Source organism: Coleofasciculus sp. H7-2 (genome assembly GCF_042747725.1).
Taxonomy (GTDB): Bacteria; Cyanobacteriota; Cyanobacteriia; order Cyanobacteriales; family FACHB-T130; genus FACHB-T130.
Map to the genome: position 1 here is coordinate 1 of NZ_JBHZGO010000057.1, position 13,747 is coordinate 13,747.

Annotated in this window: 13 protein-coding genes; 7 read left to right on the forward strand and 6 right to left on the reverse strand. The window is 46.8% G+C overall.

Features of this window, described 5'->3' with window-relative positions; genetic code table 11:
• Positions 1-49: 49 nt before the first annotated feature.
• The 6 genes from ACFW2W_RS12710 to ACFW2W_RS12735 form a co-directional block, all read right to left on the reverse strand.
• Entirely contained in the window at positions 50-1,546 is a 1,497-nt protein-coding gene (locus tag ACFW2W_RS12710; protein ID WP_378178236.1) for a hypothetical protein, read from the reverse strand.
• Between the two features lie 258 nt (positions 1,547-1,804).
• Positions 1,805-3,808, reverse strand: a complete 2,004-nt coding sequence (locus ACFW2W_RS12715) for an ATP-binding protein (RefSeq protein ID WP_378178239.1) — start codon at positions 3,806-3,808, stop codon at positions 1,805-1,807.
• A 466-nt stretch (positions 3,809-4,274) separates the two neighbouring features.
• On the reverse strand, positions 4,275-4,628 hold the full coding sequence (locus ACFW2W_RS12720; RefSeq protein ID WP_378178242.1) for a DUF6464 family protein: 354 nt from the start codon (positions 4,626-4,628) through the stop codon (positions 4,275-4,277).
• 201 nt (positions 4,629-4,829) lie between these two features.
• The gene (gene fusA / locus ACFW2W_RS12725) at positions 4,830-6,914 is read right to left on the reverse strand and encodes an elongation factor G (RefSeq protein ID WP_378178245.1); all 2,085 of its coding nucleotides are present in this window, start codon (positions 6,912-6,914) and stop codon (positions 4,830-4,832) included.
• 576 nt (positions 6,915-7,490) lie between these two features.
• The gene (locus ACFW2W_RS12730) at positions 7,491-8,966 is read right to left on the reverse strand and encodes a sensor histidine kinase (RefSeq protein ID WP_378178272.1); all 1,476 of its coding nucleotides are present in this window, start codon (positions 8,964-8,966) and stop codon (positions 7,491-7,493) included.
• On the reverse strand, positions 8,966-9,643 hold the full coding sequence (locus ACFW2W_RS12735; RefSeq protein WP_378178248.1) for a response regulator transcription factor: 678 nt from the start codon (positions 9,641-9,643) through the stop codon (positions 8,966-8,968). Before ACFW2W_RS12735 ends, ACFW2W_RS12730 begins: the two co-directional genes overlap by 1 nt.
• Before the next feature lie 124 nt (positions 9,644-9,767).
• Here ACFW2W_RS12735 and ACFW2W_RS12740 point away from each other — a divergent pair, with 124 nt between their 5' ends.
• From ACFW2W_RS12740 to ACFW2W_RS12770, 7 genes are all read left to right on the forward strand, one after another.
• Positions 9,768-10,454 (forward strand): Uma2 family endonuclease, encoded by a 687-nt coding sequence (locus ACFW2W_RS12740; protein ID WP_378178251.1) that lies wholly within the window; start codon positions 9,768-9,770, stop codon positions 10,452-10,454.
• 147 nt (positions 10,455-10,601) lie between these two features.
• On the forward strand, positions 10,602-10,826 hold the full coding sequence (locus ACFW2W_RS12745; protein ID WP_378178254.1) for a type II toxin-antitoxin system HicA family toxin: 225 nt from the start codon (positions 10,602-10,604) through the stop codon (positions 10,824-10,826).
• Positions 10,823-11,041 carry a type II toxin-antitoxin system HicB family antitoxin gene (locus ACFW2W_RS12750; protein WP_378178257.1) on the forward strand — a complete coding sequence of 73 codons (219 nt, stop codon included), beginning with the start codon at positions 10,823-10,825 and terminating at the stop codon, positions 11,039-11,041. The genes ACFW2W_RS12745 and ACFW2W_RS12750 overlap by 4 nt, the downstream gene beginning before the upstream one ends.
• 206 nt (positions 11,042-11,247) lie before the next feature.
• Positions 11,248-11,490, forward strand: a complete 243-nt coding sequence (locus ACFW2W_RS12755) for a hypothetical protein (protein WP_378178260.1) — start codon at positions 11,248-11,250, stop codon at positions 11,488-11,490.
• Positions 11,487-11,903, forward strand: coding sequence for a PIN domain-containing protein (locus tag ACFW2W_RS12760; protein WP_378178263.1), 417 nt, complete (start codon positions 11,487-11,489; stop codon positions 11,901-11,903). Before ACFW2W_RS12755 ends, ACFW2W_RS12760 begins: the two co-directional genes overlap by 4 nt.
• Before the next feature lie 581 nt (positions 11,904-12,484).
• On the forward strand, positions 12,485-13,042 hold the full coding sequence (locus ACFW2W_RS12765; protein ID WP_378178266.1) for a hypothetical protein: 558 nt from the start codon (positions 12,485-12,487) through the stop codon (positions 13,040-13,042).
• Between the two features lie 54 nt (positions 13,043-13,096).
• The gene (locus ACFW2W_RS12770; RefSeq protein WP_378178269.1) at positions 13,097-13,531 is read left to right on the forward strand and encodes a hypothetical protein; all 435 of its coding nucleotides are present in this window, start codon (positions 13,097-13,099) and stop codon (positions 13,529-13,531) included.
• Positions 13,532-13,747 lie beyond the last annotated feature (216 nt).

The following is a 13,747-nucleotide window of genomic DNA, read 5'->3' on the forward strand; positions in this document are numbered from 1 at the left end:
ACCACATTCCGCACAGATGTGATTTTGCTTACCTTGCTTCACACCATTCTTACGGGTATGAGTAGAACCACAACGAGGACATTGCATGGCTAAGCACCTTGAATTCATACTTTATTATGCAACGCCCTTTTTCTGCTTCTACTAGATGATATTTATGCTCGTAGTTCATCGGAGCGTGCTGCATCCAAAGCTGCATTTTTTCCTGGTTAGCGGCAACCTGACTTAGGTAATGCGATCGCTCTGACAAACTGACGTTGGCATAGTTCGCCAGCAGTGCCAGGGATTGGTATAAGTGCAGAGTGACGAAATACTCCGCACCTGCGCCTGCGCTAGAGTATTTGGCTGCATTGGCGGCACTATCAACTGCTCGATTGGACTCTTCCAACACATAGAACAGCATCGTCTTTGCCAAATAGGCGATAAACAGGGCGTAGTAGTTGTTCTCGGCTATTAGGTGAGGCAACATCACGGATTCATCAAAACTCTCACCAATTAACTCGAGTGGATTTGCTGCCTTCCCCAACAGATTCAACAACAGTTGATGCCATATCTGAGACAAACAGAGGGAGTGTTCCTGTTTTAACTTCAACAGTAAGTCACGGTATTTTACCTGGTCTTGTTTAACGGTTTCCAGGTTTTCTCCCACCAGAAAATTGTAGAAGCAATAGTTGATGGCACAGTAGCCAGCATATTCGTTGTTTCCGCTTTCCAGACCGCTCTGTACGCCCTCGGCTAGAGGAGATAGGCTTTCTCGTACAGGCTCCTTCCAGTGCTGGATGAAGGAATAGAACATATTGTAAGTAACGGCTTTGTGTTCTCTAGCGTCAAGCAGTTGCAGTGCCAGTCGCCCTGCCTGATATCCCGTATCAATGTTGCCCAGAGCACCGCATAGAAGCATGCCGTACCAGGCATAAGCACTCGATGCCAGCGGGGAGTTACCGCCTTCAATACACAGTTTCAATTGCGTCAGGACTACTGGTAGCAGAATTTGCGGTCTGCCAGCGAAAATGGAAGCCAAACTGGCTTGAAGAATCCGCATGGCTGCCCGTTGGGTCGGATCGGTCATTAGGGGGTAGTCTTCCAGCTCTTCTAGAGCGGGCAGTTCCACTAAAAAGTCTTGTTCGCTCAGGTTGACGGGGTAGCCCAGCAGTTCCAATGCTTGTAATCCCGTGTCAGTAGCATCGTTAAATTTATATTGGGCTACGTGAATTTGCATCTCGATCTCGTAAGCCGGGATGCGATCGAGCAGTGTTTTCCCGTGCTGCAACACCATTTCCACTAAGCTACTGGCGGCGGGGAAATTTGTGTTGAGATATTCCGCCTCTGCCGCTTCCACAACGATTTCTAGGGTCAAATCGTACTGAGTCTGCCAGCGATCGCTAAGTGTCTCCCCCGAAGAATCGCCTGAGAGCAAATTTATCGCCGTACTCAGGTACTTCACCGCCGCAGCATAGGCTGTAGATGCTTTTGCTTTCCGTCCTGCTGTCAAGTTCAACCGCGCTAGTTCTTCGATTTCCGCTGGTTGAGAAATTAATTCCCATCCCATATTCAATTGGTTGACAATGGCAAAAATCCGCTCGTCCCGTTCTTGAATCGGGGTATTTTGGAGCAGGAGTTGCCCGATTTTCAGGTGAGTTGCCTGTTTTTGGCTGGCGGCAATTAAGGAGTAAGCGGCTTGTTGAACGCGATCGTGTAAAAATTTGTAGGTTGGTAATGGGTCGGAGTCTTTCTGACCGATGGCTAATTCCCCATTCCCTTCTCCCAGGTAAAATTTATAAACTTCGCTAACGGGTAAAATTAGCCCTTATTGTAGCGCTTTCCACAGAACATTTGCTGTTTCTATTGGCGATTTTTCACTAACAATTCCTAACGTTGCTAAATCAAACTGGTTGCCAATGCAGGCAGCTAACTTCAAAACTTCCTGCGTCTGTGGTGGCAACTTTCGCAACTGAAGCGCCATGAACTCCACCACATCATCCGTCAGTGCCAAGGTTCGCACTGTGGCAATAGCGCACTGCCAATACCGAGCTTCAAAATTAAATTCAATTAGCCCATCGACCTGCAAAGATTTCAGGAATTGTGTGCTGAAAAATGGATTGCCTTGGGTTTTTTGATAAACGAGTTCTGTCAAAGGCAGAGCCAACGCTGTAGAACAAGCTAGAGTATCGGAAACTAAACAATTTAGGTCTGCTTGAGCGAGCGGAGGTAGGGTAATAGTGTTTACCGTTGCTCCGGCTTTTTGAATGTCGGATAATGTCAGCATCAAAGGGTGTACCGGACTGACTTCGTTATCTCGATACGCTCCCATTAAAAAGAGATAGGGGCGATCGCGATCGCTCGTCAGGAGTTGAATCAAGTTCAATGAGGCTGAATCAGCCCATTGCAAGTCGTCTAAGAAGATGACGAGGGGATGTTCTTCGGTTGTAAAGACAGAGATGAAGTTCGCAAATAAGCGATTAAATCGATTTTGGGCGGCACTCCCAGAAAGTTCTGGTGCTGGGGGCTGATGTCCGATAATCCGCTCTAGTTCTGGAATCACGTCAACAACAACTTGAGCATTTTCGCCCAAAGCTGCCAAAATTTGAGTTTTCCACTGCTCAACTTTAGCGTCACTTTCCGATAGCAATTGACCCATTAAGTCTCGAAAAGCTTGTACAAAAGCACTGAAAGGAAGGTTGCGCTGAAATTGGTCGAACTTGCCTTTAATAAAGTAGCCTCGCTGTCTCACAATTGGTTTGTGAACTTCGTTGACAACAGCAGTTTTGCCAATGCCGGAAAAACCAGCAACGAGCATCATTTCCGTACTACCTGCACTCACGCGCTCGAATGCTGCCAGCAGGGAGAATACTTCGCTTTCTCTACCGTATAATTTTTCGGGAATGATGAAGCGATCGCATAAATCTCGTGTTGCCAAGTCAAATTTAGCTATTTCACCTGTCTCTTTCCACTGCTGCAAACAATTTTCCAGATCGTACTTGAGTCCCAGCGCACTTTGATAGCGGTCTTCCGCATTCTTCGCCATCAGTTTGCTAACTATGAACGACAGTACTGACGGAACGCCCTTGTTGAGGTGATGGACTGGGATAGGCTGCTTGGCAAGGTGACAGTGTACTAAGTCCATCGGGTCATCCGTTTGGAAGGGCAACTGTCCCGTTAGCATTTCGTAGAAAGTAACCCCTAAAGAGTAGAAATCCGTGCGGTAATCAATCCCCCGATTCATCCGCCCTGTTTGTTCGGGAGAGATATAGGGTAAAGTGCCTTCGAGGACATTGGGATTTTGAATTTCTTGGGTTTCTCGTGGCAGCAAGGAGGCTATGCTGAAGTCAATCAGTTTTACCTCCTTGCTGGTAGGGTTAATGACAATATTGGCGGGTTTGATATCTTTGTGGATGACGCGGTGGCGGCAGAGTCCGTCAAGGGTATGGGCAATTTGAACAGCTATGGAGAGAAATAAGGGTATCGGCAAGCCAGACATTTCTGCGCCTTGCTTGCTTGCTTCTGCTACAGAAGTGAGGTAGCTACACAAGGAAATGCCGCCAAAATCTTCCAGAATCAGAGCGTAGCGGTTATAGTAGCTCTCCAGGCTATAGGTCTTGACGATACCAGGAAAATCTAGGTTTTTACCAATGATGTACTGGTTGCGGAAGTGAATGAGTTCGTTGAAGCGAGGAAACTCATTTCGCAGTAGTTTTATCACAACTGGTTGCCTGTCTGATTTCCGGATACCCCGATAAACCAGAGTGCGGCTTCCCGCATAAACTTGTTCTCCAATACTGTAGCCCAATAGCCCGATTGTCGTGTTAGCCATAGCCACTGTTACGTTTGTGCGGATTTTTAAACTTCCTATAACTTAGTATTCCCACTAGAGAGGCTGTTATTCATCAATTTATTTTTTATTAATATAACTTAATCAATTTTCTGATAAAATTATGGAGTTTTATTTGTAAGAAAATAGCTATTTTTGGGTCGGCTCTTTGGGAAAAATTATTTTTTTTATTGTTGAATTCCCAACTGGCGATCGCTCAATAGTTGGTTCATCGCTGACACTAGAGTTAACCTGCTCAATGTGTATATGCTCTATTTTTAGATAGTTGTAATGGGCAAAATCAGAAAATTAATTCCATTGGAACAAGTCGATTGAGTTGAAGCTGAGCTGAAGAAATATTAGAGTTCTCAAGGAAAGTAATTGCCTGAGATGTTAGTGAAGATACCGCGATCGCTCATTGTTATTAGCAACAAGCTAGTGTAAGCCGCAAATGGGACGAACAGAGATTCTAAAAGGGCTGATAATCAACACAGCGATCGCAAGAGCCACTGGGATTGATCGCACATCGAAGCAACTCAGAGCGAGCATTGTATGAGCAGGTGATATCTCCAATTACCCAGCGCCCGTCCAACAGACTGCACTCTGCTGGGGCATCGAACTTTTGAACATAGAGAGCAATCTTGTGAAGCTGATAACGTCCCGATCTGAGTAGATAGCGATGCCTACGTTCTAAAACCATGTATGTCTGACCCTCGACTTCCAGATATGCTCCCGGCTGGGGATGCCAGTCTAGATATAAATGACCAACGGTAGAACGGGGATGGCTCAGAATGACTTCTGTAGGCAGAGGATTCAGCTTCATAACAAATTAATATCGACGAACCGCCAGAAAATTCACATCTATATACAGCAATCCTATTTAAGTCATGAGAATCGGTAGTGCGGGCATCTTGCCTGGGACTGAACGCAAGCAGGACGCTCACACTACGCAAAAATCTCACGACTGATGGAGGATTGCTATCGGTTATTGACCCCGACGAATCGCTCCACCGGAGCCAATGCCCTAGTTCGCAGCCTGACGCTCTTTCGCTTCCTTGATCACCTCTTCCGCGATGTTACTGGGGCAAGGAGCGTAGTGCGAGAACGACATTGAGAACTGTCCACGCCCAGATGTCATGGTACGCAGATCGCCAATGTAGCCAAACATTTCGCTCAAAGGCACATCTGCCTTAATGCGTGCCCCCGTCTGACCTGTCTCCTGAGATTTCATCATCCCCCGGCGGCGGTTAAGATCGCCGATGATATCGCCCATATAATCATCTGGCGCGAATACATCGACATTCATGATCGGTTCGAGCAACTGAGGCGCAGCCTTAGGAACAGACTGCCGATAAGCGGCTTTTGCAGCAATCTCAAACGCCATTGCCGACGAGTCTACAGGGTGGAAACCCCCTTCAAGCAGCGTGAACTTTAAGTCCATGCAGGGGAACCCAGCCAATACACCGCGATCGACGCAGCTTTCAAAGCCTTTTTCCACCGCTGGCCAATATTCTCTCGGCACGGTGCCACCCGTCACCTTTGACTCAAATTGGAAACCGCTGCCTGGTTCACCCGGCTCAATTACATAGCCAATTTTGGCAAATTGACCAGAACCACCAGACTGCTTCTTGTGGACGTAGCTGTCTTCGAGGCGTTTCGTAATCGACTCGCGGTAGGCTACCTGTGGTTTACCCACCTCCACCTCCACCCCGTGGGTGCGCTTCAGAATGTCCACCTTGATGTCGAGATGTAGCTCACCCATCCCCTTGAGAATCGTTTCGCCGCTCTCCTCATCTGTCACCATATGGAAAGACGGGTCTTCTTGCACCATCTTAGTGAGCGCACCGACCATCTTTTCTTCACCCCCCTTTAGCTTCGGTTTGACCGAAATGGAAATGACGGGTTCTGGAAAGACCATTGGCTCTAGCGTTGCGGGATTCTTGGGATCGCAGATGGTGTGCCCGGTTCGGATGTTCTTCATGCCAACGATCGCCACAATGTCACCCGCCTGAGCTGAGTCGATCTCTTCGCGAGAATTGGCATGCATCTCAACCAAACGGCTGACCCGTTCGGTCTTACCTGTGGCGGTGTTAAGTACGGTATCGCCCTTGGACAACGTACCGGAGTACAAGCGCGTGAAGGTTAAAGCACCGAAGCGATCGTCCATGATCTTAAACGCGAGTGCCCGCAATGGTTTCTCTGGATCGACGATCGCAAACGTGCCTGTTTCATGCCCTTCCAGATCCACCTCTGGCTGAGGTTTGACCTCCATCGGGTTCGGCAGGTAGTCAACCACGGCATCCAGCACCAACTGTACGCCCTTATTCTTAAACGACGAGCCGCAGTAGGTCGGGAAAAACGCCAAGTCGCGGGTACCCTTGCGAATGCAACGCTTCAGATCGTCCATAGACGGCTCTTCCCCTTCTAGATACTGTTCCATCACAGCATCGTCTTGCTCAACCGCTAGCTCAATCAACTGTTCGCGGTAGGTCTCGACCTGATCGACCATATCGGCAGGAACATCTTTGATCTTATAGTTCATCGGATCGCCAGAGTTATCCCACACCCATGCCTTACGGGTCAGCAGATCGACCACGCCGCAAAACTGTTCTTCAACGCCAATCGGCAACACCATTACCAGTGGCTTGGCAGCAAGCACTTTATCGACTTGCTTGACGACTCGATAAAAATCAGCACCCGTGCGATCGAGCTTATTGATGTAGACGATGCGAGCGACTTTGGAGTCGTTAGCGTAGCGCCAGTTGGTTTCAGATTGCGGTTCGACTCCACCTGAACCACAGAAAACACCAATGCCACCATCAAGAACCTTAAGGGAACGATAGACCTCAATGGTGAAATCAACGTGTCCTGGGGTATCGATGATGTTCAGTTGGTGATCGTTCCAGAAACAGGTAGTCGCAGCCGACTGAATCGTAATCCCGCGCTCTTGCTCCTGTTCCATGAAGTCTGTCGTCGCCGCGCCTTCGTGTACCTCACCAATTTTGTGGATTTTACCTGTCAGTTTCAGGATTCTTTCAGTTGTGGTGGTCTTGCCAGCATCGACATGAGCGAAGATGCCAATGTTTCGATAACGAGTGAGGTCTTTCATAATTGGTCTCTAGAGTAAATACAACGAACCGTTGGCGACCACCTGCAAGCATTACAAGCCAGGAAATCAATGTTGCCTTCGTAGCCAGTGCAGGCTGGATTTCAATTACGCGGAATATCAAGAAATCCTTTTCCCTGTCTCTGGCAACATTACTAATTGTAAAGTGTGGGATGTCAAGGTGACAGTGGTCAGAGAGATTAGACATATTTGAATCAGCGATATCGCAGCCGAAGAACGGCAAGAGCGCCAATCTCACCGTTTCTCTACATCGCCAGATTATCGGAGTTCGCGAGCTTGCGGTTCTAGGTTGTGCGGCTCTCGTATGGCTTGGCAGTTTTTTAGCCCCCCTTGTTCTCGTAGGAGTGCTGAGAGTTATTGTGGTGGGGCAAGGCTCTGTTTGAATCTTCCCGTTTGGAGCGGTTAGCGGCAAGCGATTGAAGGCATATTGTGAACAAGAACCGAGTGAAGGCAACGACTAATGCCGGATGACAAATTATTTGTTGTTATTCACACGCTTTGTGTCGTTAGCTTTCATAAAGTTATCAAAGCTTTCTCTGTACAAGAATAACACTGCTTCTACAACCCCACTGGTAAGGTTAGAGTGAATGCAGTCTGTGCAGATAAAGTCGGATCAAGCGTCAGATCGCCACCGTGCGAACGCGCAATTTCCCGCGCCAAGCTCAGTCCTAATCCAATTCCCTCTACTTTGCGCGTTCGGGCTGGATCGCCGCGATAGAAACGGTCAAAAATGCGGTTTCGCTCACCCAGAGGAATCTCTTGAGAGCAATTACTGATAGTAATTACTACCGTTGTGTCCTGACGACAAGCATCAATCCGAATCCAGCCGTTTGCGAGATTATATTTAATGGCATTGCTAATCAAGTTTTGCAAGACCTGAATGAGTAAGTCGCGATCGCCCTGTACGCGCAAGCCATCAGCAATTTCTGTTTGAATCTCTAGATGGGGTGCCAGCAGTTCGATATCTTCCAACATCTCAATTAACAAACTAGACAAATCCACCTCAACTCGATGCAAGTTCATAAGTCCTGCATCTGCTAGAGAAAGCAGCAACAGTTTACGCACAATCCCAGTCAGTCGGCGTACTTCATCCAGTAAATTGCTCAGGCTTTGTTGCACCTCTGAGCCAGGTTCGGCTTGTTGCAGGGTGCGTTCCAGTTCTCCTTGCAAAATTGCTAGCGGAGTCTTGAGTTCGTGTGCAGCATCCCCACTGAAGCGGGACGCTTGCTTAAAACTGCGTTCCAAACGTGACAACATTTTGTTGAACACCTGAATCAACTCGACAAATTCAACATCCGTTGTCCCGATGGGAACCCGTTGTTCCAAACCGCTAGCGGTGACATTTCCAATACTTGTGGTTAGCCGTCGAATAGAATGTAAACTGCTTCCAGCAATTCCCCACGCACCGCCTGCTACAAGTAGCAATACCCCTGGAATTGAAATCAAGAAGATATTGCGGATGACGACCATCTCTTGAGCGATCGCGTTTAAACTTACTGCGATCGCCACCTGAGTAAAAGGTGTCGTGGCTGCACCAATCCGCCATGTTCCGCTTGAGTTGCGCTGGGTGACGAATCGAGGCGTGGGCGGTGGTACATCAGGCGGGGGTTGCAAACGTTCTGGAAATGGGGCTGTTGGTCGATCGGAAGGTGGTGGAAACGGCGGCAGTTGGGGGCGTGATGTCCAGAGGTTCGTGATATTTAGATCGGCAGCCCATTGTTCGGAACGATACAGCACATTGCCATCCGCACCGATGACCAACATAGCGATCGCTGTTTTTGCGCTTGTGCCAAATGGCTGCCCAAGTGAGGTTTCATAAGACTGCCAGCGAACTGACAAGTCAGCGCTTCGCTTATCGGGCGATCGCGGACGACCTGCCCGCATCAATTGACTCTCCAGTTCTGCATCCAGACGGCTTACCTTCGCCTCATAAATCAGCCACCACGAAATTAATCCAAACCCTGCTAGGGCGCTACCTGCAAGAACAGCAGACAATAGAGCAATTCGGATACGGAAGGAACGCAACTTCACTATTAAGACTCTGTTTGGCGAAATCGATATCCAACGCCGCGAATGCTTTCAATCCAACCCGCGCCACCGATGGAATCAATTTTTTTGCGAATCCGTTGAACGCACACATCGACCACATTGGTATTGGGATTGAAATCATAGCCCCAGATGTGTTCCAAGATTTGCGTGCGGGTAAAGACTCGTCCAGGCGATCGCATTAGATATTCTAGGAGATTAAACTCGCGGGTGGTGAGTTCAACTATATGCTGATTGCAGGTTGCTTCTCGCGTGATGCGATCTAGCTTAATGGGTCCGACACAAACCAAGTTTTGGCGATCGCCTGCACTCCGACGCACCACGGCATGAATACGGGCAACGAGTTCTTCAACGAAAAACGGTTTCGCTATATAGTCGTCAGCACCCAAGTTTAAACCCTCAATTCGGTCATCCAATTCATTCCGAGCAGTCAGCAAAATTATCGGCACATTTTGTCCTTTCCGGCGCAGGTTTTTGAGGATAGACAACCCATCTTTTCCCGGCACCATAATGTCAAGCACAAGCGCGTCATACTCATTATCCAAGGCGCGAGTATAACCATCGTCTCCGTTGTCGCAGTAATCGACAACAAATCCCTGTTCCTTCAACCCAGCTTGGACGAAGTTAGCAATTTTCGCTTCATCTTCAACGAACAGAATATGCATGGGTTTCTCATGCTAGCGGACTCTAGTTTAACAAGGTAAGATCCCCGACTTCTTAGAGAAGTCGGGGATCTAAAATATGATCGGAGAATGCAGGGTAAGAAACCCAAACCCACAACCCAAAGCAATGGTCAAAACACCTCCTCAACAACCTTTGCCCCTTCCACCACTCGAAAGTGGCGATCGCCTGAATCGCTACCAATTTGAGCGACGCTACAATGCCATGCCTCATCTCAGGAAGGCTGAACTAATTGAAGGAGTTGTCTACGTGCCTGCTGCACGGAGATTTAGAAGTCATGCTCAACCTCACGGAAATTTGAGTGGTTGGCTAGGTAATTATAAGGTTGCAACACCTGGTATTGAGTTAGGAATTGAACCCACCGTTCGTTTAGATTTGGACAACGAACCCCAACCCGATGCAGTGCTGCTGATTGAGGAACAAGCAGGAGGTCAGTCGCGCCTCAGTGAGGATGATTATATAGAAGGGGCACCGGAGTTGGTGGCAGAGATTGCGGCGAGTAGTGCAGCGATCGATCTCGGTGATAAAAAACGTGCCTATCGTCGCAATGGAATTAGAGAATATATCGTTTGGCAAGTGTTTGAGCAGAAACTGGACTGGTTTTATTTACAAGAGGGAGAGTATATTTTACTGCCAGTGGATGAAGATGGGGTGATTAAAAGTCAAGTGTTTCCCGGCTTATGGTTGGCAGTGAATGACCTATTGGCTGGGAATATGGGGTCAGTGTTAGCTGTGTTGCAGTCAGGGTTGGCGGCACCAGAACATACCGCATTTGTGCAGCAGCGATCGCAGTAGCTAGGGTTTTGCGTCAACCGGAACGTTACACCCCTCAAGTTATTGGTGAGGATGTAGTTGGGAAGTGAAGAGTGCAGTAGCGCTGTATAACAACACATTGAGAGTATAAGCAAGTAAGAAAATAGAGTAGAGAATCAGGCAATATCCATGCCCAGGAAAATTCGAGAGTTGAAAGCTCAGATTGCGCGTGAAGGTTTTGTTTATCTGCCTAAGCGCGGCAAAGGGAGCCATGAGCGTTGGCGACATCCTCTGATCGGGAAAACACTCACAATTCCAGGCAAGGATGGGGATGATGTGCCACTATACCTAGAAAAACAGTTGACACAGTTATTAACTCAACTGGAAGAATTAAGGGAGGACGAGGATTCATGAGTCGTTACAGCATGATTGTTCAATGGTCTGATGAAGATGAGCTTTTCCTAGTCACGATTCCAGAGTTTGGCGATCGCGTTGTTATGCCTTGCACTCATGGCAAAACTCGTGAGGAAGCAATTCGTAACGGTGAAGACGCGATCGAAATGTACTTGGAAGCATGGCTTGCAGAAGGTGAATCCATTCCTGAACCCAGTACGCTGCAAATTGCCTAATTATCATTAATCTTTTGACGCAGCTTAGTCGAGAAGTCAGTTTTGGACTTGACATCAAACATCAGATCGGGGACTAATTGAGCATAGTCTTCTGTTGTTCAGAGCGATCGTGATCGCGGTAAGGACACAACTAAAAGCTCATTCACAGCTCAAAGTCGCCGTCACAATTAAAATTAGTAGAGAGAGCTTGAAGGGAGACAAAGCTAATGACGTTGCAGGAATTGCAAAAACAGGCGTTGCAATTGCCAATTAGCGATCGCTGGCGTTTAGTTCAATCCGTATTGGCATCAATTGAGAAAGAAACCTTGTCATCTATTTCACCCAATACAACCATACAACCCATGACTAATCTTGATCCTTGGACTCAAAGCCTAATCGGTTCTATTCAGCTACCTACAGATTATTCAACAGAATCTTATGTTGATTATCTAGAGGAGAAATATAGTTGAAGCGGGTGCTGTTTGATAGCGATGTATTACTGGATGTTTTAGCGCAACGCCAACCGTTTGTGATTGCTTCTGCACAAGCATTAAATACAGTGACGCAGGAACAAGTACAGGGATATGTTTCAGGTCATGCAGTCACCAATATTTTCTACATCTTACGCCGTCAAATTGGTAGTGAAGCCGCACGGGAACTACTATCAAGGTTATTACAGCGAATTCAAGTTGCCAGCGTAACGGACGAAGTAATTCGGCAAGCGTTGCAAAGTTCCATTGCAGATTTTGAGGATGCTGTAACGAGTGCTGCGGCGAATGTCGCAGGTTTAGAAATGATTGTGACGCGAAATACATCTGATTTTGTAACTTCTTCAGTTCCGGCAATAATGCCAGAGGAATTTTTGGCAACACTATCCGAGTAAGCAAATGTAGTAACGTTGCATTACAAGTCGCTGCACTGGAACGGCTCAAGCGGCTTAGAGAGGATATAGCCGATATGATCGTAGTCAAGTGTTTCCAGGCTTTTAGTTGGCAGTGGATGATCTATTGGCTGGGAATGTGGGGCGAGTGCAACCTGTGTTGCTCCGAAGGGTTGGCTGCACCAGAACATACCGCATTTGTGCAGCAGCTATCAAAGTAGTTAGGGTTCTGCGATCGCTAGATGCTGTCAAACTATCTTCAAGAGTGAAGTTAGACTACTTTATTCTGTAGTTTTACGAAATATTGGTGTCAGGACTTACGCAGCGACCCTAATTGTAGGGTGCGTTGCAACGCACCCTACGCCATTGCTAGGGTATTACCGAGAATTTTGCGTAAGTCCTGGGTGTGATAGATTGTATTCACCAATAAAGTATTCCTAAGCAGGGTATTATAGCAGTGGGTGCGGCATAACCTCATTGGCATAAGTGTTAGACTGCGAATCCGATACAACTAATAGTTATACGGATTAGATTGTAGGTACATCTAGCATTCGTACTTTATCTGTTTGTCTTCTGAACTACTCATGAATAAAGCACTTCGATTTGCCTTTCCTTTACTGGTAAGTTATTTGAGTTTTTCTAGTATCGCCCAAGCTTTACCTGACATGACAGCCAATGCTGTTGATGCGTGGTTTCGACGCAATCGCTCGGTTGAAATGGCAAATGGGACTGCTCGATTGTCCGTTTTTTTTAATGATCAAAACAATGTTGAAGCCGAGGTCATTGACCACCGCCCCAAATGCTATCTCTCTCCTGAGTGTGTTGGAAGAGTACTTTTTCAAAAAGTGAATAGTTCAGGTGGACAAATTGAGGGAGGGGCTATTGTAAGTGGAGACAATCTCATCAAAAAATTTTGGGGGCAAAAGATTTTAGATGATTTCAAAAAGTCAACCCTGGTAGAAACTGTCTATGACAGCGGCCCAAACCGATGGTATCGGGGGGAACTCTATAACTACAAAACATGGCATTATACAGGCTATACAATTGTCCACTTTGGCGTTGTATCTAAGAAATCCGATCAGGCTAAGCGGATTAGAGAATATAAAGTTTGTATGGAAAATCCAGCCAGTTGCGACCCCTAGCTAGTAGTTTGCCAAGAGACGATATTAACTTAAACAATCTGGTTCAATAAAATCATGCAACTCATCAAATCTGCGACAGCGATCGCCATTGTTTCTCTATCTATCTTTTCAACACCTGTTCTTGCTCAAACAAACCAAGAGCGGTGGGTGGACTTTGGTAAAACCAATGGTGGTGAAACACTAAGGTTAAACGAAAAAAGTATTAAGTTTGAGATGATGCTGCTTGATGATACTCTCAACAATGAAGATGGACACTATGACAACTTGCCAAAGATAAGAGTTGTTGCCTTTGACTACAGCATTGGGGGTAGAAAAAGAAGTGCATACACCAAATCCTGCAATGGTGGTAACTTGGCTACTAACCCAAGCTGGAGAACCTATACTTCTTTTATAGACTACTGGCCTCAATATTTTTCAGTTGAGGCTGACAGTGTTGCTAGCAAGAGAATGTTAGAACGAGTTTGCACTTTAAGTTTGTCCAAACAATAATTGAAGAAAAGGTGAAAACTCCAAAACCTATGTATCGTAGACTGGGCTTAACCGTTTTAGCAAGCATGGCGATAATCTCTACGGCATAGCCCTCTTCTGTCACTTTCCGGGATAAGCAAGTAGTAAATAAGCTAAATTATCCAGAAGCATAACCAGGTTTAAATTGATTCATTGCTGCAATTAAATGATTGAATCCCAGCAATAAATGTGAATTAT